This is a genomic window from Serratia surfactantfaciens, assembly GCF_001642805.2.
Lineage (GTDB): Bacteria > Pseudomonadota > Gammaproteobacteria > Enterobacterales > Enterobacteriaceae > Serratia > Serratia surfactantfaciens.
This window is the reverse complement of sequence record NZ_CP016948.1, coordinates 414,929-437,686: the sequence shown is the minus strand read 5'-3', so window position 1 is coordinate 437,686 and position 22,758 is coordinate 414,929. Positions and strand designations below refer to the sequence as shown.

Below are 22,758 nucleotides of genomic sequence, written 5' to 3'. Positions count from 1 at the left end.
ATATTTTAATGATTATTCCCGGTTGCGCGCCGGGTTCACTATACTTTGCCGATACGTGAATTTTTCATCTCATTAATCAATAAGCGCAGGTGCCATGTCTCTGGAAAACGCCTCACCCGAACTGCAGCTGGCGGTAGACTTGATCTACCTGTTGGAATGCAACGAAATCGATCCGGCTACCGCACTGGCGGCGCTGGATATCGTCAAACGGGATTATCAGGAAAAGCTGCAGCGCGCCGGCGTCACCTCCCCCTATCTGCCCGCCGGACAGTAATAAGGGACAGCGCCGCTGTCCCTTTCGCCTCTTCTTTCTTCATCAGCCCGCCGTCTGGCCGCCTTCATCCGGCGACAGCGTTCTCTTCACTTCCTGCACTTCATTGCCCTGCTGGTTATGCAGATACACCTCCAGCTGATTGAAGGCAATATCGATGCCGTTTTCCCGGCACAGGCGATCGATTGAGCGGTTCAATTCGTCCACGGTATAGCTGCGATCGCGCAGTTCGCGCACATACAGCCGCAGTTCGTGATCCAGCGTGCTGGCACCGAAGTTGAGGAAGAACACCTGCGGTTCGGGATCGGTCATCACCCGCGGATTGTCGTGCGCCGCCTGCAGCAACACCTTTTTCACCTTATCGAGATCGGAGCCGTAAGCCACCCCCACCTTGATCAGCACACGAGTGATGGTGTCGGACAGCGACCAGTTGATCAGCCGCTCGGTGACGAACGCCTTGTTCGGGATGATCACCTCTTTGCGATCGAAGTCGGTAATGGTGGTGGCGCGAATGCGGATCCGGCTGACCGAACCGGAGAAAGTGCCGATAGTGATGGTATCGCCGATGCGGATCGGGCGTTCGAACAGAATGATCAGACCGGAGACGAAGTTGGCGAAGATCTCCTGCAACCCGAAGCCTAACCCGACCGTCAAACCGGCGGCCAGCCACTGCAGTTTGTCCCAGGCTACGCCGAGCGATCCCAGAGCGACCACCGCCCCCACGGCGGTAATCAGGTAGGTGAGCACGGTGGTGATGGCGTAGGAAGTCCCCTGCCGCAGCTGCAGCCGCGACAGCACCACCACTTCCAGCAGACCGGGCAGGTTGCGGGTGAGAACATAAGCGACGATCACCGCGGCGATCGCCACCATCATATTGCCCAGCGTCACCGCCTGCGCCACGCTGCTGCCCGCCACGGTGCTGGTGTAATGCCACAGCGTGATGCTGTCCAGGTAAGCGATAACCGTCACCAAATCCGACCAAATGGCGTAGAAGGCGCTGGCGAAGATGGCGAACAGCACCAGGGTGGTCAGGCGCAGCGATTGCTGGTTGATCTGATCGAGCGCCAGCGGCGGCTCTTCCACCACCGGTTCGCCGCCTTCAGCCCCCTCTTTCGCTACGTTTTGCCGCCGCGCCAACGCGCGCCGGTAGGCCAGGCGCCGCGCCGCCACGCTCAGGCCGCGCAGCGCGGTCAGATACACGATATTCCACAGGAAGAACAGGTACAGGCTGTCTATCCAACGGCTGGCCAATCGCAGCGTGGTATAGAAGTAACCGGCGAACATCAGCCCCAGCAGGATCAGCGGCGTGGCGGCGATGGCGGTAACCACCACCAGCCGCACGGCGTGCGAGCCCTTTTCGCGCCAGCTGTCGCGACACAGCGGGAACACCAGCACCGCGAGCAGCGCCAGCGTCAGCATCACCACGATCTGGCCGATGACGTCTTCCACCAGGCGCAGCGGCGCCTTCTCGCCCAATACCGACCAGAAGATCAACGGCTGCAGCGCCAGCCCCAGACGCAGCGTCTGACGGCGGTAATGCGCGCACAGATTGGCCCCGAAGTTGAAATGCCGCTCGGCGATACCGCCCGGTTTCAGCATCCGATAGCTGAAGCCGAACACCAGCCACGACAGCGCCAGCTGCTGCGACAGCGCCCAGATAAAGTCGCTGATGCCGAAATCGGCGCGATACATCCAGAAACCGATGCCGAGCAGCAGCGCGGCGCCTGGCAGTACCTTCAACAAGGTCAGCGCGATGGCCTTCGGCGTGTGCAGTTGGCTGTCGCGCTTCAGTTGCCCCACGTCGTTGGCCAGCTTTTGCAAATGGTTGTCGATCAGCCGGTAGCGCCAGCGCAACACGCCGATCGCCAACAGCAGCGGGATCAGGAACACCAGCGCATTCAACCCGCCCTGCACCAGCTTGCCGCCGTCAAATTTGATATCGAGCCCGGCGAGCTGATCGCGCACCGCCTCGGGCATCGCCTTGAGCCACGCCAGATCGACCGGTTTGTTGCTGTTGACCCAGAAAATCTGCTGGGTCAGCGTATCCTGCAACGAACCGTAGACGCTGGTCAGCTGCTGCTGGTTGATCTGCAGATTGATCGACAGCGACAGCTGGTTGCTGAGCTGCTTATTCAGCTGATCCAGCAGCTCGCGGCGCATATCGATAATTTCGTTCAGCGCGTCGATCACCTCCGGGCCGGCCTTTTCCTTGCTCTCGGTCACCAGTTGGTTGATGTAATCCTCGCCCTTGAACAGATCGTCGCGCTGCTGATTAATGTCGAACTGTTCCAGCCGCAGATCGGCGATGCGCGTGTCCATGTCCGCCAACAGCGTGCCCTGCGGCAAACTTTGCTGCTGCTGATACAAAATGCGCGACAACACCAAGCTGCCCTTCAGCACCTGGATCTGCTCTTTCAGGTTGCGCTCCGCCTGCAGCCCGCGATCGAGCCAGTTTTTGACCCGAATGTTCTGCTGGAATAGCGTGTTGCTCTCTTCGGTAGCGGCGATCAGCCGCTGGCTCAGTTGACGGTTGACGTCCAGCTGCTTGCTGACCAGCTGATCGTGCTGGATATCGGTGGCGTCTTCCGGGTTCTGCGCCTCTTTGGCGGTCTTTTCAGACAGCGTCAACCGCTTGCTGTTGACGATCTCCTGCAGCAGCTGCACCGAGCGATCCAGCGCGTCGATATGCGCCGTCGTGTAGTCGCGCTGCTTTTGCAGCAGATCCTGCAAAGTGGTATTGGCTTCCAGGCTTTTGCGCTGCAGCTCCAGCTGCGCGTTGAGCAGCGCCTGTTCGGTGGCCAGCATGACCTGTTGGCTGTTGCGCAGCGAATCTTGCCCCGGCGTCTGGCCGCTGAGTTGGCTGCGGATCTCCTGCAGACGCTGCGAAGCGGCATACATGGTGCTCTGCACCCGTTCAGGCTGAGTTTGCAGCGACACCAGTTGGCTGTTGTAAGTGGAGAGGCTCTCCTGCGCGCTTTGCAGTTCATCAAGCGTTTGATACAGCCGGCTTTCCAACTGGCGCAGCGACAGCGGCAATAGGGCGGCGCGCGCCGCAGCGCTGTCTTCAGGCCGTTTCAGCGCATCCAGCTCGGCGGTGACCTGATTAAGCTTCGCCGGCGCCTGCTGCACCTGCTGTTTGAGCTGCGCAGCGTCCTGCCGGTTGCGCTCGATGGCGTCCAGCAGCTCCAGCGTACGGGTCAAATCCTGTTGGGAGAGCTTTTCGACCGGCGTCAGAGCTTTCTGTTTGTTCAGCGCTTCCAACTGGCTTTGCACTTCGCTACGCTGCGGCAGATCGCCGTTCAGCGCCGCCTGCGCCGGAAAGATGAACGCGCAAATCAGGAAAAGGAGTGTCGCGGCGGCGATGCGCCGCCGGCATGCGCCGACAAACGAGAGCGGCGCCAGAGAAGGCAGAGTCAACCAGCGATGCATGATTTAGCTTCGGATCGGTAAAGAAGCCTGAAGATTATCACGATCGCCGGCGGGCAACGAACAACAAAAACGTTGCCGGTGATGTCCCGTTGTCGCGAAATCAGAAAGTCAGCACTTTCTCCGCCGCCAGCGTCCACTGCGCCAGCTCGACCAGCGTGCCGATCGCCACGCCGTCCGCCAGCGGCAGGCGGCTGACGCCGCGCGCGTCGGCGCAGGTCTTGCACAGCTTGACCGGCACCTGCTGCGCGGTGAGGATCTCCAACATCTGCTGCAGATGGTATCCTTCGTGCGGCTGCTGCCCGGCCAGCCCGGCCACCACCGCATCGGACATCAGAAACAGCCGCAGGTCGAGGCTGCTCTGCTGCTCTTTCATCGCGATAGCCAACCGCAGCGCATTGAACAAGGATTCATGGCCATAGGCGGCGCCGTTGGCGATAAGAACGACTGATGACATGAAGTCTCTCCTTATATTTATCAAGACTTATTATAAAGGAAGGCGGCCGGCGTCTGGCGTTGTTGGCGTCGGCGCATCGGGTTTGAGGCGCAGGGTGGGGCAAAACTGCAGCATGTCCAGGAACGCGTCCACCAACGCTTCGGCCTCGGCCCGCAGATCAAAACTTTCCGGCATAAACAGCCAGTTTTCCATCAGGCCGGTGATATAACCGCGCAGGATGATCGCCGCCCGGCGAGTGTGCAGATCGCTGGGCAATTGCCCGTGATGTATGCAGTTATACAGCACGGCCTCGATGCGTTCATAACCGGCGAGATACAGCACTTTGCGCGAATCCAGCAGCGGCATCATTTCACCGACAAACTCGCATTTGTGGAATATAATTTCCATCAACGCCCGCCTGCGGCAGTCTTCCACCGTAGACGTCAGAATGTAAATCAGAATTTCTCGGATAACCCGCAGTGGATTATCGGGAAACTTTGCCTGATACTCTGTCTCGAGCTGGTCAATTTTCGGCTCGGTAGATTCCCAAACTTCATTAAACAGGTCTACCTTATTCTTGAAGTGCCAGTAAATAGCTCCACGCGTAACCCCAGCAGCGGTGGCAATATCTGTCAGTGACGTTGCAGCAACGCCACGTTCAGAGAACTCTCTCACCGCAGCATCAAGGATTTGCTGTCGGGTTTCTTGTGCCTGCTGTTTGGTTTTTCGTGCCATGGCATTGTTATTTAGGGGGAGTGTGATTTACATACATTCGCGAATGTATGTACCATAGCACGCACATATAATTAACGCAGCAATGGGTTTTAAAGCTTGTGATCCATTGATCATTTTGAAATCGGACACTTGAGGTTTTTCTATGAACAAAAACAGAGGGTTAACGCCTCTGGCGGCCGTTCTGATGCTTTCAGGCAGCTTAGTGCTAACAGGATGTAACGATAAAGAAACCCAACAGCAAGGCGCTCATCAACAGGCACCTGAAGTGGGCGTAGTGACCTTGAAAGCCGAGCCTCTCAACATCACTACCGATCTTCCTGGCCGCACCGCTGCGTATCGTATCGCCGAAGTTCGCCCTCAGGTCAGCGGCATCATCCTGAAGCGCAACTTCGTTGAAGGCAGCGATATCAAGGCCGGGACGTCCCTGTACCAAATCGATCCCGCCACCTATCAGGCCAGCTACGACAGCGCGAAAGGCGATTTGGCCAAAGCGCAGGCCAGCGCTTCGATCGCGCGCGTGACGGTAAACCGCTACAAACCATTGCTGGGTACCAGCTATATCAGTAAGCAGGACTACGACAACGCCGTCTCCACGCTGCAGCAGGCGGATGCCGCCGTCGTGGCCGCCAAGGCCGCCGTGGAAACCGCGCGCATCAACCTGGCGTACACCAAGGTGACCTCTCCGATCTCCGGCCGCATCGGCAAATCCGCCGTGACCGAAGGCGCGCTGGTCAGCAACGGCCAGGCGACCGCCCTGTCCACCGTGCAGCAGCTGGATCCGATGTATGTCGACGTCACCCAGTCGAGCACCGACTTCCTGCGCCTGAAGCAAGAATTGGCCAGCGGCGCGCTGAAACAGGAAAACGGCAAGGCTAAAGTGAAACTGATGCTGGAAAACGGCGCCGAATACGCGCAGGAAGGCACGCTGGAGTTCTCTGACGTCACCGTCGATGAGACCACCGGTTCCATCACCATTCGCGCTCTGTTCCCTAACCCGAACGATACGCTGCTGCCGGGCATGTTCGTGCGCGCTCGTCTGGACGAAGGCGTGCGCAGCGATGCGCTGCTGGTACCTCAGCAAGGCGTAACCCGCAACCCGCGCGGCGACGCGACGGCGCTGGTGGTAGGGGCAGACGACAAAGTTGAACTGCGCACGCTGAAGGCGGACCAGGCGATTGGCGACAAATGGCTGGTTACCGATGGCCTGAAAGCCGGCGATCGCGTGATCGTCACCGGCCTGATGAAAGTGCATCCGGGCGCGCAGGTAAAAGTGCAGGAAGTTGACACTCAGGCGCAAAAACAGCCGCAGTCTGAAGCGCAGAAGTCATAAAAAGGAGCCGGTAATACATGGCTAAGTTCTTTATAGATCGCCCAATTTTCGCCTGGGTTATCGCCATCATCGTCATGTTGGCGGGGGTGCTTGCAATAATGAAACTGCCAATTGCGCAGTATCCCACTATTGCACCGCCGGCGGTGAGCATTTCCGCCAACTACCCGGGCGCAGATGCCAAAACGGTGCAGGATACCGTCACACAGATTATCGAACAGAACATGAACGGTATCGATAACCTGATGTACATGTCCTCCACCAGTGATTCCTCTGGTAGCGTCACCATTACCCTGACGTTTGAATCCGGCACCGATCCTGACATCGCGCAGGTTCAGGTCCAGAACAAACTGTCGTTGGCCACCCCGCTGCTGCCGCAAGAAGTTCAGCAGCAGGGCCTGAAAGTAGAAAAATCCAGCAGCAGCTTCCTGATGGTGGCCGGCTTCGTTTCCGACGATCCGAACATGACTCAGGACGATATTGCGGACTACGTGGCGTCCAACATCAAGGACCCGATCAGCCGTTCGTCCGGCGTGGGTGAAGTGCAGCTGTTCGGTGCCCAGTACGCGATGCGTATCTGGCTGGACCCGAACAAGCTGAACAACTACCAGCTGACGACCACGGACGTGACTTCCGCCATCACCGAGCAGAACAACCAGATCGCCGCAGGGCAGCTGGGCGGCCTGCCGCCGGTGCCGGGGCAGCAGTTGAACGCCTCGATCATCGCGCAGACCCGTCTGACTTCGCCGGAAGAGTTCGGCAAGATCCTGCTGAAGGTCAATACCGACGGTTCCCAGGTGCGCCTGCGCGACGTCGCTCACATCGAGCGCGGCGCGGAAAGCTACGCCGTTACCGCTCGCTATAACGGCAAGCCTGCCGCCGGTCTGGGTATCAAACTGGCTACCGGTGCCAACGCCTTGAACACCGCCAAAGGTGTGAAAGACGAGCTGGCCAAGATGGCACCATTCTTCCCGCAAGGGATGAAAGTGGTTTATCCGTACGACACCACCCCGTTCGTTAAAATCTCCATCAACGAAGTGGTGAAAACGCTGATCGAAGCCATCATCCTGGTGTTCCTGGTGATGTATCTGTTCCTGCAGAACTTCCGCGCGACGTTGATCCCAACCATCGCGGTGCCGGTAGTACTGCTGGGGACCTTTGCGATACTCGCGGCGTTCGGCTTCTCGATAAACACCCTGACGATGTTCGGTATGGTGTTGGCGATCGGCCTGCTGGTGGATGACGCCATCGTGGTGGTGGAAAACGTCGAGCGCGTGATGTCCGAAGAGGGGCTGCCGCCGAAAGAAGCCACCCGTAAATCGATGGGCCAGATCCAGGGCGCGTTGGTGGGTATCGCCATGGTGCTGTCGGCGGTATTCGTGCCGATGGCGTTCTTCGGCGGTTCAACCGGCGCCATCTATCGCCAGTTCTCGATCACCATCGTGTCCGCGATGGCGCTGTCAGTGCTGGTGGCCTTGATCCTGACGCCGGCGCTGTGCGCCACCATGCTCAAACCGATCCCGAAAGGCGATCACGGGGTTAAAACAGGCTTCTTCGGCTGGTTTAACCGCATGTTCGAGAAGAGCACGCATCACTACACCGACAGCGTGGGCAACATCCTGCGCAGCACCGGTCGCTACCTGATCATCTACCTGCTGATCGTGGTTGGCATGGGCCTGCTGTTCCTGCGCCTGCCTTCCTCGTTCCTGCCGGATGAAGACCAGGGCATCCTGTTGACCATGGTGCAGCTGCCTGCCGGCGCCACCGAATCCCGCACCAACAAAGTGCTGGAAGAAGTCTCCGACTACTTCCTGAACAAGGAAAAGGACAACGTGGTCTCGGTGTTTACCGTCGCGGGCTTCGGCTTCAACGGTAACGGCCAGAACAACGGTCTGGCGTTCGTCAGCCTGAAAGACTGGGGCGAGCGCCCAGGGGCCGGAAACAAGGTCGAAGCGATCGCGGGTCGCGCAATGGGTGCGTTCTCGCAGATTAAAGAAGGCCTGGTGTTCCCGTTCAACCTGCCGGCGATCATCGAACTCGGTACCGCAACCGGCTTCGACTTCGAACTGATCGACCAGGGCGGCCTGGGGCACGAAAAACTGACCGAAGCGCGTAACCAGCTGTTGGGCATGGTTGCTCAGCATCCGGACGTGCTGGTGGGTGTGCGCCCGAACGGCCTGGAAGATACGCCGCAGTTCAAACTGATCGTCGATCAGGAGAAAGCCAAGGCGCTGGGCGTCAGCATCACCACCATCAACAGCACGCTGAGCACCGCGCTGGGTGGTTCGTACGTCAACGACTTCATCGACCGCGGTCGTGTGAAGAAGGTGTACGTACAGGCCGAGGCGCCGTTCCGCATGCTGCCGGAAGACATCAACAAGTGGTACGTGCGCGGAACCAGCGGCCAGATGGTACCATTCTCCGCCTTCTCTTCGGCGAAATGGGAATACGGCTCACCGCGTCTGGAACGCTATAACGGCTTGCCGTCGATGGAAATTCTCGGCCAGGCCGCACCGGGCAAGAGTACCGGTGAAGCGATGAACCTGATGGAACAGCTGGCGTCCAAACTGCCAAGCGGCATCGGTTACGACTGGACCGGCATGTCCTATCAGGAACGTCTGTCGGGCAACCAGGCGCCGGCGCTGTACGCCATCTCGATTCTGGTGGTGTTCCTGTGTCTGGCGGCGTTGTATGAAAGCTGGTCGGTGCCGTTCTCGGTCATGCTGGTATTGCCGCTGGGGGTTATCGGTGCCTTGTTGGCCGCGACGATGCGCGGCATGAACAACGACGTGTACTTCCAGGTGGGGCTGCTGACCACCATAGGTCTATCGGCGAAGAACGCCATCCTGATCGTGGAATTCGCCAAGGATCTGATGGAGAAAGAAGGCAAAGGCCTGATCGAAGCGACGTTGGAAGCGGTGCGTATGCGTCTGCGTCCAATCCTGATGACGTCTCTGGCCTTCATCCTCGGGGTTCTGCCGCTGGTTATCAGCAGCGGTGCGGGCTCCGGCGCACAGAACGCGGTGGGTACCGGCGTAATGGGCGGGATGATCACCGCTACCGTCTTGGCGATCTTCTTCGTACCGGTGTTCTTCGTGGTGGTTCGCCGCCGCTTCAGCAAGAAGAGCGAAGATCTGGAACACAGCCATCCGGTAGAGCACCACTGATCGCTCAGTGATGTGAGCTCCACCTGATAATCGAAAAGGCCGCGCATGCGGCCTTTTTCTTTTGCTTCAGTTGCTTAATGCAAACCGTTCTCATTAATTCACTCATGAGTACAATTTACGCTTGATCGCGACGCCGGGTCGGCGCATAATTATTGTTATAGTATAACATTACACGAGAAAGCCATCATGAAACCCGGCATCCATCCCGATTACCGCACCGTGGTATTCCACGACGTCAGCGCCAACGCCTACTTCAAAGTGGGATCGACCATCAAAACCGATCGCACCATCGAACTGGACGGTGAAAGCTGGCCGTATGTCACCCTCGACGTCTCTTCCGCTTCGCATCCGTATTACACCGGCAAGCAGAAAGACTACTCCAAAGAAGGCAGCACGGCGCGCTTCCAGCAGCGCTTTGGCCGCTTTATCGGCAATAAGTAACAAGGAAACCCCATGCAGGTATTGAGTTCATTGCGTTCGGCGAAAAACCGCCACCCGGATTGCAAAGTCGTGCGTCGTCGTGGCCGCATCTATGTGATCTGTAAAAGCAATCCGCGATTCAAAGCGGTACAGGGACGTAAGAAAAAGCGTTAACTCCAAAGTGTCATCTGTCGCAAAGCCCCGTTGCTGCTCAACGGGGCTTTTTTTATGACGAGAAAGTGCCTGCAAGCTGTCCCCCACCCGCGGGCGGGGGCAGTGATTACTTCATGCTGCTCAGCAGCGTGTCGACATTGTGTTTGAACGCCTGCTCATAGGTGGCCGCCGGGCCGCCGGCGCGGGAGAGCGCTTCCGGGTACAGCTCACCGCCCGCCTTGGCACCGGTCGCGGCAGCGATCTGTTTTACCAGCCGCGGATCGGTCTGGTTTTCGATAAAGTAAGCGTTAACCTTCTCCTGTTTAATCTGCTTAATCAGGCTCGCCACGTCGCTGGCGCTGGCTTCCGCTTCGGTGGAAAATCCGACCGGGGCGAGGAAGGTGACGCCATACTCTTGTCCAAAGTAGCCAAAGGCATCATGGCTGGTCAGCACCTTGCGTTTCTGCGGCGGCACTGCGGCGAACTGGTTTTTGGCCCACAGGTCGAGCTTTTGCAACTGCTGGATGTATTCCGCGCCGCGCTGGCGGAAATAGTTGGCGTCCTCGGGATCGGCGGCAATCAGGGCGTTCATCACATTGGTGGCGTACTGCACGCCGTTTTTCATGCTGTTCCAGGCATGGGGATCGGTAATCGGTTTGCCGTCCTCCTCCATCTGGCGGGTATTGATGCCCTGTGAAGCGGTGATCACCTGCCCTTTATAGCCCGATGCCCCGACCAGACGATCGATCCACCCTTCCAGCCCCAGGCCGCTGACGAACACCACATCGGCCTGCGCCAGCTTTTTGCCGTCCTGCGGCGAAGGCTCGAAGCTGTGCGGATCGCCATCCGGCCCCACCAGCGTGCTGACCTTGACGTGATCGCCCCCCACCTGCTTGACGATATCCCCTAAAATGGAAAAGCTGGCGACGGCGTCAACGGTCTTCGCCATCGCCCATGGGCTGGCCAGCAGAGCAGCGACCGCCAGCGATATAGGTAAACGTTTCATACTTTCTCCTTGCAAATGGCACTTCTCAACGGCGCGCGAAGGCGTAAATGCCGCCGCGCGTTCCAAACAGGATCGAAACGAAAAAGATGACGCTGGCGCTGAGCACGATCGCCGGGCCGGCGGGCAGCGAAGCGTAATAGGACCACACCAGCCCAATCAGGCTGGAAAGCGCACCGATGCCCATCGCCGCCGCCAGCGTCTGCGGCAGGTTGCGCGCCCAGAAGCGCGCGCTGGCGGCGGGCAGCATCATCAGACCGACCGACATCAGGGTACCGAGGATCTGGAACCCCGCCACCAGATTGACCACCACCAGCGCCAAAAACAGGCCGTGGATCAACGCTAACCGGCGCGGCGCGTTGACGCGCAGAAAGGTGACGTCAAAAGATTCGATCACCAACGCGCGGTACAGCGCCGCCAACGCCAGTAGCGAAACCGTGGCGATCGCGCCGACCATCAGCATCGCCTGCGCATCCACCGCCAGGATCGAACCAAACAGCACGTGCAGCAGATCCACGCTGGAACCGCGCAGCGAGACCAGCGTGACCCCGAGCGCCAGCGACCCCAAATAGAACCCGGCGAAACTGGCGTCCTCTTTCAGCGGCGTGCGGCGGCTCACCAGGCCGGACAGCATCGCCACCGCCAGCCCGGCGATAAAACCGCCCACGCCCATCGCCACCAGCGACATGCCGGAAATCAGATAACCGATCGCCGCGCCAGGCAACACCGCGTGGGACAACGCATCCCCCACCAGGCTCATGCGGCGCAGCAGCAGAAACACCCCCAGCGGGGCTGCGCTGAGCGACAGCGCCAGGCACGCCATCAGCGCGCGGCGCATAAAACCGAAAGAGAGGAAAGGATCGATAAGCCCATGCAACAGCATCATGGCGCCACCGCCCGCAGACCCGGCTGCCGTTCGGCGGCCTGATACCGCGGTACCTGTTCCAGCACGCGCTCGGCCGCGCCCCAATGGCACGCCTGCGGGGTCAGCAACAGCACCTGCGGAAAATGCTCGGCAACCATCGACATATCGTGCAGAACGGCGATTACCGTTCTCCCCTGCCGGTGCAGTTGCGCAATCGCCTGCAGCAGGATCTGCGTGGTGGCGCTGTCGATGCCGGTAAAAGGCTCATCCAGCAGGATCAACGGCGCCTGCTGCACCAGCAGGCGCGCAAACAGCACCCGCTGCAACTGGCCGCCAGACAGCTCGCCCACAGGGCTGTGCGCCAGCGCACTCATGCCGACGTTCGCCAACGCCTCATTAACCAGACTCGCGGCGCGCTTGTTCATGCCGCCGAACATGCCGCTTTGCGACCAACAGCCCATCGCCACCAGATCGCTCACCGCTATCGGGAATTGCCGATCCAGTTCCGCCTGCTGCGGTAAATAAGCCCTGCGCGGCGGCTTTGCATCGTTAAAACTCAGGCAGCCCGCCAACGGCGGCAACAAACCGGCGAGGGTTTTCAGCAACGTCGACTTCCCGGCCCCGTTGACGCCCACCACCGCGGTTAACGAACCGGCGCTAAACTGCCCGTTCAGCGGCGGGAAAAGCGGCGTAGTGCCATAACCTATCGCCAGTTGGCGTAATGTGATCATGGCAGCGACACCGCCCAAAAAATGCCGAGCCACAACAGAGCCAATAAAACAGCGGCACCCGCACAACGCACAGCAGCGGAAGTGGTAAACAGTGAATTCAGTGACGGCGCGGCGTCATCTTGCGAAGTGGGGGTCAATGTCGTGGCCAGCAAGGTAAGTTAATGGTTATAATATAACATCACAATCACCGTGACACCTCAAGTCCTACCGTGCCCATTAATGCAACGGAACGTAACAACCGACGAGACACCGCCCTCCGCCACTGTCATCCATATCAAAAACAGGGATATTCCCATTCTGCGCAAATGTTGTTTTAAGGTAAAAAACCGAAGTAAATCGAAAATTTTACCGACGAGAGCGGAAAAGGAGTAAGATAAGCGGATAACATTGCTGTTGGCCAAGATTAATGCGTGTTACCCTTGCCTGTAACCTGGACGTCAACGCACTTTCTGTTAAAGAATTAAAGAAAGTGATTAATGACAATATTGCGGAGTTAGTACCTGCGCTGACCAGCGGACTCGATTTTTATTCCGAAAGCGCACGTTACGCCGAAGATTCATTAGAAATACTTGATATAGTGCGACAAAGCGAGAGCGATTATTCAATGCGTTATCGCTATAAGTGGGGAATTTTTAATGCCTGCCTGGATATCAACAGCGAAGACACTCTCAGCGATAGCGTCCGGTTCAGTGTGACAGAGCGGGGTTTAATCTTCGACATCATTGATAACTCACGGCCATCAACTGCGGATGAATTGTAAGTTTACGTAATAACTGCAGGCCAAACGCGAAAAAATGATTTATATTAATTTTACGGGAAGTTTATTTAACCACCGTTAAGCTGCCTCCGTTCATGATGTAAATCAGCTTACTCACATAGTGTTATCACACCGCAATTAAGACTTACGGAGGGGATGATATGGATGAGTATTCGCCTAAGCGACACGATATTGCTCAGCTCAAATTCTTGTGCGAAAATTTGTATGATGAAGGTATCGCCACCCTGGGAGACAGTCACCATGGCTGGGTTAACGATCCGACATCTTCCGTCAACCTGCAGCTGAATGAGTTGATTGAACATATCGCTTCGTTTGTGATGAGCTATAAAATTAAATACATGGACGAATCCGACCTGTCGGAGTTAGTCGAAGAATATCTCGACGATACCTATACGTTGTTCAGCAGCTACGGTATCAATGATTCCGACCTGCGCCGTTGGCAAAAAACCAAGGCGAGATTATTCAGAATGTTCTCAGGAGAGGACATCTGTACGACAATGAAAACTTAGGGGATAATTATTCCCGAGCTATTTTACGGTTATTAAACTAAAAGGCCATCATGACTAAAACCGACTATCTGATGCGTTTACGTAAATGCACCACGATTGATACTCTCGAACGTGTTATCGAGAAAAATAAGTACGAGCTTTCCGATGATGAACTGGAGCTGTTTTACTCAGCCGCCGATCACCGTCTGGCAGAGCTCACCATGAACAAACTGTATGACAAAATCCCCACCTCCGTTTGGAAATATGTCAGATAATCAGCCCCCAACGCGTTGAGCCGATGCCTTTATCGGCCTCAATGTCAAAACTGAATACGTATTTTTCCTATTGACAACAAAATGTCATTTACGTTCCCGCTCGTCAGTAATAATGAATAGAAACAATTTTCTTTTAAATAGGGCGTGTTATGTCACTGTGCCCCAATATGCTCTCGCCTAATAGCCACTCATTCATTATCTGGAAAGTGCCGGAGGCAACGGCGGAAAGTAACGCACGCTCACTGCCAGGCGGAAAAGGGCATGGAGAAATGAAGCGATTCACGAGGAACAGACAACGAGCAGAAGCTCAAATGGGTGGGGGCCCTGCCAGCTACATCCCGGCACACACGTCACCTGCTGCGGCTGCTTCCTTCCGGACCTGACCGAGTTCACAAGTTAGTGTTGCGGGAGAACCAACAGGGCCCCCATTGACGGCTTCTGTACTCCGAAGCGGTGGGCATTATCGGCGATGCCCCACCAAATAGCAAGCCAACCGGGGCCAACCGCTGTTTTCTTGCCCACCTGCATTGTGGCACACTCTTCGCCTGGATTTTGATTCGCGCAGGAACAGCAACATGCAACCAGAAGATGCCTCTTTCAGCCAGCGGGTATTCCATGTCGTGGCCGCCATTCCTTACGGCAAAGTCACCACCTACGGCGAAGTCGCCCGGCTGGCCGGTTCACCGCGCGCCGCGCGTCAGGTCGGCGGCGTACTGCGCCGTTTGCCGGAAGGCAGCACCCTGCCCTGGCACCGGGTGATCAACCGCCACGGCCAGATCTCGCAGCAGGGAGAGGATTTTCAACGGCAGCGGCAGGCCTTGCTGGCGGAGGGCATCATTTTCGGCCCGCACAGCACGGTCGATTTCGATCGCTACGGCTGGCGCTGGTAAAACAAAACAGCCTTTGGCCGAAGCGCAAAGGCTGTTGATTTCATCTTGCTGTACTGCAGTAAGATTACTGCATGGCGGTTGGCGCAGCCTGAATCGGCACACCCTGAACCGGAACCAGCAACAGATCGGCACGGGTGCCGTTGCGATTGACCACTTCCTGGATGGTGTCGGTAATAAACATCAGTCGCCCGTTGACCGTCACCGCCGCGCTCAGAATGATGCGCGCATTCGGTTGAATGTCGGACGGGTTATACGGCAGCGTAAAGCTGAACGGCGCCTGTTGCCCTTCAGTGCGTACCGCGCGCTGTGCAATCACTTTAGACGGCGCATCCGCCAGCGAGGCATCAGAGAGGGTGACCGTCAGTACGGCGTCCGGCGGCAGCGCAATGCGCTGACGTATATTAACCGAACCTGTCACCGCCGGGCCCTGAATCTGCGTTTGCGCAGCCGCCGGGTTGCCGGCCGTCTGTGTAGGCACATCAGCACTCTTTTGCGCGCATCCTGCCAGCGTGATCGTCAGTGCCGCGGCACCGCCTACGATTTGCCAGAGTTTCATGGATCGGTCTCCTTTTTTATTATCAACATGTTGGTGGCTTTAACCACCGCACCCATTAAACTTAGCACAAAACACTGATAAATCCACTTTACCCCACCTATTAATCACTTAGCCCGCCGAAAACGCTCACTATTAAGAGCATTCTCATCACCGCTTTAACGCCGGATGTTGACGCCGCGCCGTGATATTCCGCACACTGAACAAAATGATTATTAGAAAGGTAACAATTTTATGAGCCAGGCATTGCAAAACCTCCTCGATCTGCTGGATCTGGAGAAAATCGAAGAAGGGCTGTTCCGCGGCCAGAGTGAAGATCTGGGGTTGCGCCAGGTGTTCGGCGGGCAGGTGGTTGGCCAGGCGCTCTACGCCGCCAAACAGACGGTGCCGGATGAGCGCAGCGTGCATTCGTTCCACAGCTACTTCCTGCGTCCGGGCGACAGCAGCAGGCCGATCGTCTATGACGTGGAAACCCTGCGCGACGGCAACAGCTTCAGCGCACGCCGCGTCAGCGCCATTCAGCACGGCAAACCCATCTTCTATATGACCGCCTCCTTCCAGAGCCCGGAAGAAGGTTTCGAACACCAGAACCAGATGCCGGAAGTGCCGCCGCCGGAAGGGCTGCTGTCCGAATCAGAGATCGCCCAGAAGCTGGCGCATATGCTGCCGGAAAAAGTGCGCGATAAATTTATCGGCCAGAAGCCGCTTGAAATGCGCCCGGTAAAATTCCACAACCCGTTGAAAGGCAGCGTGGAGGAACCGCATCGCTACGTGTGGTTCCGCGCCAACGGCAGCATGCCGGACGATCAATGCATCCACCAATATCTGCTGGGCTACGCGTCGGACTTTAACTTCCTGCCGACGGCGCTGCAGCCGCACGGCGTCGGCTTCCTCGAGCCGGGGATGCAGGTTGCTACTATCGATCACTCGATGTGGTTCCACCGTCCGTTCCGCATGGATGACTGGCTGCTGTATGCGGTGGAGAGCTCTTCCGCTTCCGGCGCACGCGGTTTCGTGCGCGGCCAGATCTACACCCGCGACGGCGTGCTGGTCGCCACTACCGTGCAGGAAGGGGTAATTCGCCAGCGCGACGCTTGAACCGCGACATGACATAAAGAAAGGGGCGATGTTTCCATCGCCCCTTTTTGCTTCATCATTATTTTACTGTTTAGCGCACTGCCCTGCTTCGAGTCTTACTGGTTGTAGGCGCTCTCGCCGTGGCTGTTGACGTCCAGTCCTTCGCGTTCCTGCTCTTCCGGTACTCTCAACCCCACCATGGCGCCCGCTATCTTGAAGGCGATAAAGGCGGCGGCGCTCGACCACACCAACGTGATCAGCACGCTCACCAGCTGGATCCAGACCTGATGGCCCATCGTCACCCCTTCGGCATAGCCGGTGCCGCCCAGCGAAGAGGCGGTGAACACGCCGGTCAGCAGGCAGCCGACGATTCCGCACACCCCGTGCACGCCGAACACGTCGCAGGTGTCGTCCACCTTCAGCCATTTCTTCAGCGTCACCACGCCCCACAGGCCGGCGACGCCGCCCACCAGGCCGATGATCAACGCCCCGCCCACGCCCACGGTGCCCGCCGCCGGCGTCACCGCAACCAGTCCGGCGATCATACCGGAGCAGGCGCCCAGCAGCGAAGGCTTGCCGCGCAACACCCACTCGGCGAAGGTCCAGGACAGAATGGCGCCTGCGGTGGCGACGACGGTGTTGAGGAACGCCAGCGCCGCAATGCCGTTAGCCGCACTGGCGGAGCCGGCGTTGAAGCCGAACCAGCCGATATACAGGATGGACGCCCCGGTAAACACCATCGGCAGGTTGTGCGGTTTGAACGCCTCTTTACCGAAGCCGGCGCGTTTGCCGATCAGGTAGGCACCGATCAGCCCGGCGCTGGCGGCGTTAATGTGCACCACGGTGCCGCCGGCGAAGTCCAATGCACCGTCGGTGGCCAGGTAGCCGCCGCCCCACACCATGTGCGCGATCGGCAGATAAGACAGGGTGAACCACACAATCGCGAAGATCAGCACCGCCGAGAAGCGAATGCGCTCGGCGAAGCCCCCCACCACCAGCGCCACGGTAATGCAGGCGAAGGAGGCCTGGAAGGCGACGTGGATCATCTGGCTGATGCTGCCGGTAACGCTGTCGATGCCGATGCCTTTCAGCATCGCGGTTTCGAACCCGCCGAACACCGCATTGCCCTCGCTGAACGCCAGGCTGTAGCCATACAGCACCCACAGCACGCAGACCAGCGCAAAGGTAACGGTGACCTGCGTCAGCATCGACAGCACGTTTTTGCCGCGCAGCAGGCCGCCGTAAAACAGCGCGATGCCCGGCAGCGTCATGAACAGCACCAACGCGGTGCAGATCATCATAAAGGCGTTGTCGGCCTTATCGGCGACCGCCGGGGCGGCCAGAGCCAAAGAAGGAACCAGGGTTACCGAACTCAGGCCCAACATGGATAACAGTCTTTTCATTATCAATCCATCCCCATTACTTAACTGAGTTCGCGGTTACAGTGCCGATTCGTCGGTTTCGCCAGTGCGAATGCGGATCACGCGTTGCAACTCGGCAACGAAAATTTTGCCGTCGCCGATTTTGCCGGTGTAGGCGGCTTTGCTAATCACATCAACCACTTCATCCAACTGATCGTCGGCGATGGCGATATCGATTTTGACCTTGGGCAGGAAGTTGACGTTATATTCGGCGCCGCGATACAGCTCGGCATGCCCCTTCTGGCGGCCAAAGCCCTTCACTTCGGTTACGGTCAACCCTTGAATGCCCACGGAGGACAGGGCCTCGCGCACGTCCTCCAACTTGAACGGTTTGATTACCACGGTCACCAGCTTCATATTGCCCCTCCACGAATTAAGCCCAAACTCACCCCTGGTACGCGTCATATGTAGCAAGGGCTGTGCCAAATTTAATTTTCCATGGCGATTCAGCAGATTAGCGGGCAGGCGGGTGCCGCCGCGACGCAGCGCGGCACCGATACCTTGAATGGGTTAAATAATGCGCACTGATTTGGTGCGCATCGCGTCGAAAAAGTGCAGAAAGAGGGCATGGCGCTGGCGAGTTGCCTGCTGGTGGTGCGTTAGGAAGAAAGATGGGCCGCGATCGCGGCCCATGTTCAGGCGGGTTGGCTCTCCTCACGCACCGCTTCCGCCAGCTGCTCGCCCGCCAGCTGCAGTTGGTACATCTGGTAGTAGCGTCCCTGTTGCGCCAGCAGCTGCTGATGGTTGCCCTGCTCCACCGCCTGGCCGCGATGCAGCACCAGAATGGAATCGGCGTCGACGATGGTCGACAGCCGGTGGGCGATCACCACCAGCGTAGTGTGCTCGCGGATCACGCGCAGCGCCCGCTGAATCGCCTGTTCAGTGCCCGAGTCAATATTGGCGGTCGCCTCATCGAGGATCAGGATCTGCGGCGCCTGCACCAATACTCGCGCCATCGCCAGCAGCTGTTTCTGCCCGACCGACAGGTTATTGCCCTGTTCCCCCAGCCGGGTATGGATCCCCTGCGGGAAGCCGCGGACCAGATCCGCCAGCTGCACCGTTTCCAGCGCCCGCCAAACGGCCTCTTCATCGATGTTGCGCCCCAGCGTCACGTTGGCCAGCACCGAATCGGCGATCACCACCGGATCCTGTTGCACCATCGCCACGCCCTGGCGCAGCGTGCGATGCGACAGGCTGGCAAGCGGGCGACCGTCGAGGCGCACTTCCCCCTCGCTGACCGGGTAATAGCCCATCAGCAGGTTGGCCAACGTGCTCTTGCCGCTGCCGGTGTGACCGACCAGCGCCACAAAGCCGCGCGAAGGCACCGCCAGCGAAATATGCTGCAGCACCTTTTTGTCCGCACGGTAGGCGAAGCTCAGGTCGGTGATGTCGATACGCCCGCCGGCCAACGGGCGATCGTCGGCGCCGTAACTCTGCTGGCTGCGATCCATCAGTTCGAAAATACGTTCGCCGGCCACCACCGCTTGCTGCAGAATCGACTGCTGTGACGTCAGCTCGATCAGCGGTTCGTTCAAGCGCCCCAGGTAGTTGATGAAAGCGTAGAGTACGCCGACGCCAATCACGCCTTCACCGCTGAAGCCGAACAACATCAGCAAGCCGCACAGCACCAGCGCCGAAAACAGGCTGAGCAGCGGCCGCAACAGGAAACCGTCGAGCCGCAGAGTCTGCATGCGCGCGAGGTAGTGCGACTGGCTGGCGGCGCTCATGCGCTCGCCGAAGCGCACCTGCTGGCGGAACTGCTGAATCACGCCCATGCCGTTGATCACTTCGTTGAAGCCATCGTTGATGTCCGCCAGATAGCTGCGTACCCGGCGCACGATCGGCGTGCTGTAGTATTGATAGATGCCCATCACCACAAACACCGCCGGGAAGATGCAGATGGCCACCAGCGCCATGCGCCAGTCGAGGCTGAACATCGCCACCAGCATGGCGCCGATCAACGCGGCGCTTTTCAGCACGGTGGAAACCACCATCACGTACAGATCCTTGATCACTTCGGTGTCGTTGGTAACGCGCGAGATCAATTGCCCGACCGGTTGCGTGTCGAAAGCGCTGAGCGGCTGGCGCAGCGCAGCGTCCATCACGTCGGTGCGCAGCCGTTGCACTACGCCCACCGCCGCCCGGTTGAACAGCAGCGCCTGAAAGTAGTGCAGCGCCGCCGCCAGCAGCTCCAGCAGAATATAGGCCGCCGCCAGCCCGCCGACGATCATCATCGGCAGTTGCCCTTTGGCAACGTAGTTATCGATAAAATAACTCACCAGGATCGGCCCGGCGACTTCCGCCGCCGCCGCCACCCACAGCATCAGCACCGCCAGCCCCAGCGGTTTGCGGTACGGCGAGCCATAGGCCAGCAGCCGCTTCAGAGTCGGCCACAGCTTTTGCACTTTATTCATCGGCCAACGCCTCCTCACCGTTTTCCGGCGCTTCGTCCAGCGCCGCTTCCAACTGCTGATAACGGTACATATCGCGATACCAGCCCGGCTGCGCCGCCAGCGCCGCCGGATCGCCGCGCTGCGCCACGCCGCCGTGCTGCATCACCAGGATCTCGCTGGCTTCGGTCAATGCCGACAGCCGGTGCGCACTGATGATCACCGTGCGATCCTGCCCCCAGCTGCGCAGGTTGTGCAGGATCTGATGTTCGGTACGGCCGTCCACCGCCGACAGCGCGTCGTCGAGGATCAGAATTTCCGCATCCAGCAGCAGCGCGCGCGCGATGGAGATACGCTGTTTCTGCCCGCCCGACAGCATCACGCCGCGTTCGCCAACTTCGGTGTCATAGCCCTGCGGCAACCGCAGAATGTCCTCATGGACGCTGGCCAGCCGCGCCGCCTGTTCGATCTGGGCCTGCGTCGCCCCTGGCTGGCCCAGCGCGATATTGTTCGCCACGGTATCGGAGAACAGGAACGGCGTCTGGCTCACTACCGACAGCCGTGAACGCCAATCGTCGAGTTTGACCTGCGGCAGCGGCAGACCGTGATAGCGGATCTGCCCTTCATCGACGTCGAACTGACGCTGGATCAGCGACAGTAGCGTCGACTTGCCGGCCCCGGTCGGCCCACACAGCCCCAGCATCTGCCCCGGCTTCAGCGTCAGCGCCACGTCATGCAGCGCCGGGTGCGGATTTTCCGGATAGTGGAACGCGCGGATATCCACCTCCAGCACGCCGCGCCCGGCCGGCAACGCCTGCGGGCCGTCCTGCACCGCAGGCGCCTCGTCGAGCAGGCTGCGGATACGGCCGTAGGCCGCGCTGCCGCGCTCGACAATGTTGAACATCCAGGCCAGCGCCAACATCGGCCAGATCATCAGGCCAAGGTACATCACAAAGCTGGTCAGTTGCCCGAGCGTCAGCGAACCGTTCACCACCATCCAGCTGCCGCCGCCGATGGCCAACAGATTGGAGGCGCCGATGGCGATATAAATGGTCGGATCGAAGCGCGCATCCACCCGCGCCACGTGCATGTTTTTGGCGCCGGTCTGCGCCGCCACCTCGGCGAAACGGTTGGATTGGTGATCTTCCAGCCCGAAGGCCTTGATCATGCGGATGCTGGTCATGCTTTCCTGCGCCTGATCGTTCAGGCTGGAAAACGCCGCCTGCGCCGATTTAAAGCGCTGGTGCAGCTGGTCGCCGTAATATTTGATGGCGATCGCCATCAGCGGCATCGGGATCAACGCCAGCAGCGTCAGCTGCCAGCTGATTTGGGTGCTCATCACCACCAGCACCACCAATCCCATCACCAGCGAATCCACCAGCGTCAGCACGCCTTCACCGGCGGCGAACACCACGCGGTCCACGTCGTTGGTGGCGCGCGCCATCAGATCGCCGGTGCGGTGACGCAGGTAAAACGCCGGGTTTTGCCGGCTGAGCTGGCGGTAAAAGTTTTCCCGCAGCTCGACCGCCAGCTGGTAGGAGGCGCCGAACAGCAGTACCCGCCACACATAGCGCAGCAGGTAAACGACGATCGCGGTGCCGATCATCAGCCCAAGCCAGGCCATCAGCACGCCGGTAGACATCTGTTTTCCGGTGACGCCGTCCACGATAATGCCGACCAGCTTAGGCGGCAGCAGTTGCAGGATGGCGATGACGATCAGCAATACCACCGCGCCCAGGTAGCGGCGCCACTCCCGGCGGAAGTACCAGCCGATTTGTGCAAATAATCTCACGCAGTTTGATTCCAGGGTTTTATGGGATTTGTCTCTTTTTCTGCTTTAGCGGAGCAGGATACCACCGTTGCCCCGCCCGTCTGGTGAACTTTTCACTCCGGCACCGGCAGCGCGGTGGTGTATTTGATTTTTTCCATGGCAAAGCTCGAGGTGACATCGATGAGGCCCGGTACGCCGTTCACCAGGCGCTTATAAAAGCCGTCGTAGCTTTTCATGTCCGCCACTTCGACCTGCATCAGGTAATCGTACTCTCCCGCCATACGGTAGAACGCCAGCACCTCGGGCATCTGGCTGGTCAGCTGTACAAACGCCTGATACCACTCGCTGCTGTGCTGCTGGGTCTTGATCAGCACGAACGCCGTCAGCCCCAGCCCGAGCTTTTCGTTATCCAGCAAGGCCACCCGGCCGCGAATATAGCCTTCGTCTTCCAGGCGCTTCAGACGTTTCCAGCATGGCGTGGAGGTCAAATTGACCGCATCGGCCAACGCCTGCAACGACTGGGTGCAATCTTGCTGCAGCATGCACAGCAGCTTACGGTCTGTTTTATCTAACATAGCGGC

At 58.8% G+C, this 22,758-nt stretch carries 22 protein-coding genes and 1 other RNA gene; 10 read left to right on the top strand and 13 right to left on the bottom strand.

Annotated elements, in window-relative coordinates; translation table 11 throughout:
* Nucleotides 1-94: 94 nt before the first annotated feature.
* Complete coding sequence (rsmS, locus tag ATE40_RS02055; protein WP_016928837.1) at nucleotides 95-274, top strand: pleiotropic regulatory protein RsmS; 180 nt, start codon at nucleotides 95-97, stop codon at nucleotides 272-274.
* Nucleotides 275-316: 42 nt separating this feature from the next.
* Here rsmS and mscK read toward each other — a convergent pair whose 3' ends face one another.
* From mscK to acrR, 3 genes are all read right to left on the bottom strand, one after another.
* Entirely contained in the window at nucleotides 317-3,700 is a 3,384-nt protein-coding gene (gene mscK / locus ATE40_RS02050) for a mechanosensitive channel MscK (protein WP_019454169.1), read from the bottom strand.
* Between the two features lie 100 nt (nucleotides 3,701-3,800).
* Nucleotides 3,801-4,154 (bottom strand): DsrE/DsrF/TusD sulfur relay family protein, encoded by a 354-nt coding sequence (locus ATE40_RS02045; RefSeq protein ID WP_004940282.1) that lies wholly within the window; start codon nucleotides 4,152-4,154, stop codon nucleotides 3,801-3,803.
* A gap of 30 nt (nucleotides 4,155-4,184) precedes the next feature.
* The gene (gene acrR / locus ATE40_RS02040; RefSeq protein ID WP_025160058.1) at nucleotides 4,185-4,868 is read right to left on the bottom strand and encodes a multidrug efflux transporter transcriptional repressor AcrR; all 684 of its coding nucleotides are present in this window, start codon (nucleotides 4,866-4,868) and stop codon (nucleotides 4,185-4,187) included.
* A gap of 142 nt (nucleotides 4,869-5,010) precedes the next feature.
* On the opposite strand from acrR, the gene sdeX reads away from it, so the two are divergent.
* The 4 genes from sdeX to ykgO all read left to right on the top strand — a co-directional run bounded on the left by sdeX (nucleotide 5,011) and on the right by ykgO (nucleotide 9,956).
* Nucleotides 5,011-6,198 carry a multidrug efflux RND transporter periplasmic adaptor subunit SdeX gene (gene sdeX / locus ATE40_RS02035; protein WP_025160059.1) on the top strand — a complete coding sequence of 396 codons (1,188 nt, stop codon included), beginning with the start codon at nucleotides 5,011-5,013 and terminating at the stop codon, nucleotides 6,196-6,198.
* Between the two features lie 17 nt (nucleotides 6,199-6,215).
* The gene (gene sdeY / locus ATE40_RS02030; protein WP_019454172.1) at nucleotides 6,216-9,362 is read left to right on the top strand and encodes a multidrug efflux RND transporter permease subunit SdeY; all 3,147 of its coding nucleotides are present in this window, start codon (nucleotides 6,216-6,218) and stop codon (nucleotides 9,360-9,362) included.
* Nucleotides 9,363-9,548: 186 nt separating this feature from the next.
* A complete protein-coding gene (locus tag ATE40_RS02025; protein ID WP_004940303.1) occupies nucleotides 9,549-9,803 on the top strand; it encodes a type B 50S ribosomal protein L31 in 255 nt (84 codons plus the stop codon).
* 12 nt (nucleotides 9,804-9,815) lie between these two features.
* A complete protein-coding gene (gene ykgO, locus ATE40_RS02020; protein WP_004940304.1) occupies nucleotides 9,816-9,956 on the top strand; it encodes a type B 50S ribosomal protein L36 in 141 nt (46 codons plus the stop codon).
* A gap of 106 nt (nucleotides 9,957-10,062) precedes the next feature.
* Here the strand turns inward: ykgO and ATE40_RS02015 are convergent, their stop codons facing one another.
* From ATE40_RS02015 to ATE40_RS02005, 3 genes are read right to left on the bottom strand one after another with little or no spacing between them, the layout of a single operon-like run.
* Nucleotides 10,063-10,941 (bottom strand): metal ABC transporter substrate-binding protein, encoded by an 879-nt coding sequence (locus tag ATE40_RS02015; protein WP_019454173.1) that lies wholly within the window; start codon nucleotides 10,939-10,941, stop codon nucleotides 10,063-10,065.
* A gap of 25 nt (nucleotides 10,942-10,966) precedes the next feature.
* Complete coding sequence (locus ATE40_RS02010) at nucleotides 10,967-11,824, bottom strand: metal ABC transporter permease (protein WP_019454174.1); 858 nt, start codon at nucleotides 11,822-11,824, stop codon at nucleotides 10,967-10,969.
* Nucleotides 11,821-12,534, bottom strand: coding sequence for a metal ABC transporter ATP-binding protein (locus ATE40_RS02005; protein ID WP_063918849.1), 714 nt, complete (start codon nucleotides 12,532-12,534; stop codon nucleotides 11,821-11,823). The genes ATE40_RS02010 and ATE40_RS02005 overlap by 4 nt, the downstream gene beginning before the upstream one ends.
* A 406-nt stretch (nucleotides 12,535-12,940) precedes the next feature.
* Between ATE40_RS02005 and ATE40_RS02000 the strand changes: the two genes are divergently transcribed.
* The 3 genes from ATE40_RS02000 (at nucleotide 12,941) to ATE40_RS01990 (ending at nucleotide 14,075) form a co-directional block, all read left to right on the top strand.
* Nucleotides 12,941-13,294, top strand: a complete 354-nt coding sequence (locus tag ATE40_RS02000; protein ID WP_019454176.1) for a hypothetical protein — start codon at nucleotides 12,941-12,943, stop codon at nucleotides 13,292-13,294.
* A gap of 158 nt (nucleotides 13,295-13,452) precedes the next feature.
* Nucleotides 13,453-13,821, top strand: coding sequence for an Hha toxicity modulator TomB (gene tomB / locus ATE40_RS01995; RefSeq protein WP_004940312.1), 369 nt, complete (start codon nucleotides 13,453-13,455; stop codon nucleotides 13,819-13,821).
* 50 nt (nucleotides 13,822-13,871) lie between these two features.
* A complete protein-coding gene (locus ATE40_RS01990; protein ID WP_004940313.1) occupies nucleotides 13,872-14,075 on the top strand; it encodes an HHA domain-containing protein in 204 nt (67 codons plus the stop codon).
* A gap of 322 nt (nucleotides 14,076-14,397) precedes the next feature.
* Here ATE40_RS01990 and ffs read toward each other — a convergent pair.
* Nucleotides 14,398-14,494: signal recognition particle sRNA small type (gene ffs / locus ATE40_RS01985), an RNA gene on the bottom strand.
* Between the two features lie 156 nt (nucleotides 14,495-14,650).
* Here ffs and ATE40_RS01980 point away from each other — a divergent pair.
* Complete coding sequence (locus tag ATE40_RS01980; protein WP_019454177.1) at nucleotides 14,651-14,965, top strand: MGMT family protein; 315 nt, start codon at nucleotides 14,651-14,653, stop codon at nucleotides 14,963-14,965.
* 64 nt (nucleotides 14,966-15,029) lie between these two features.
* On the opposite strand, the gene ATE40_RS01975 is transcribed toward ATE40_RS01980, so the two are convergent.
* Nucleotides 15,030-15,521, bottom strand: a complete 492-nt coding sequence (locus ATE40_RS01975) for a YbaY family lipoprotein (protein ID WP_004940318.1) — start codon at nucleotides 15,519-15,521, stop codon at nucleotides 15,030-15,032.
* Nucleotides 15,522-15,752: 231 nt separating this feature from the next.
* Between ATE40_RS01975 and tesB the strand changes: the two genes are divergently transcribed.
* Complete coding sequence (gene tesB, locus ATE40_RS01970; protein ID WP_063918848.1) at nucleotides 15,753-16,616, top strand: acyl-CoA thioesterase II; 864 nt, start codon at nucleotides 15,753-15,755, stop codon at nucleotides 16,614-16,616.
* Between the two features lie 95 nt (nucleotides 16,617-16,711).
* Here tesB and amtB read toward each other — a convergent pair whose 3' ends face one another.
* From amtB to ATE40_RS01945, 5 genes are all read right to left on the bottom strand, one after another.
* Nucleotides 16,712-17,998, bottom strand: coding sequence for an ammonium transporter AmtB (gene amtB, locus ATE40_RS01965; protein ID WP_063918847.1), 1,287 nt, complete (start codon nucleotides 17,996-17,998; stop codon nucleotides 16,712-16,714).
* A 36-nt stretch (nucleotides 17,999-18,034) separates the two neighbouring features.
* Nucleotides 18,035-18,373, bottom strand: a complete 339-nt coding sequence (glnK, locus tag ATE40_RS01960; RefSeq protein WP_004940327.1) for a P-II family nitrogen regulator — start codon at nucleotides 18,371-18,373, stop codon at nucleotides 18,035-18,037.
* A gap of 278 nt (nucleotides 18,374-18,651) precedes the next feature.
* A complete protein-coding gene (gene smdB / locus ATE40_RS01955) occupies nucleotides 18,652-20,430 on the bottom strand; it encodes a multidrug efflux ABC transporter permease/ATP-binding subunit SmdB (RefSeq protein WP_063918846.1) in 1,779 nt (592 codons plus the stop codon).
* Nucleotides 20,423-22,198: a multidrug efflux ABC transporter permease/ATP-binding subunit SmdA gene (gene smdA / locus ATE40_RS01950; RefSeq protein ID WP_063918845.1), complete on the bottom strand. Its 1,776-nt coding sequence runs from the start codon at nucleotides 22,196-22,198 to the stop codon at nucleotides 20,423-20,425. The genes smdB and smdA overlap by 8 nt, the downstream gene beginning before the upstream one ends.
* Before the next feature lie 92 nt (nucleotides 22,199-22,290).
* The gene (locus ATE40_RS01945) at nucleotides 22,291-22,752 is read right to left on the bottom strand and encodes an Lrp/AsnC family transcriptional regulator (protein ID WP_004940330.1); all 462 of its coding nucleotides are present in this window, start codon (nucleotides 22,750-22,752) and stop codon (nucleotides 22,291-22,293) included.
* Nucleotides 22,753-22,758: the final 6 nt, after the last annotated feature.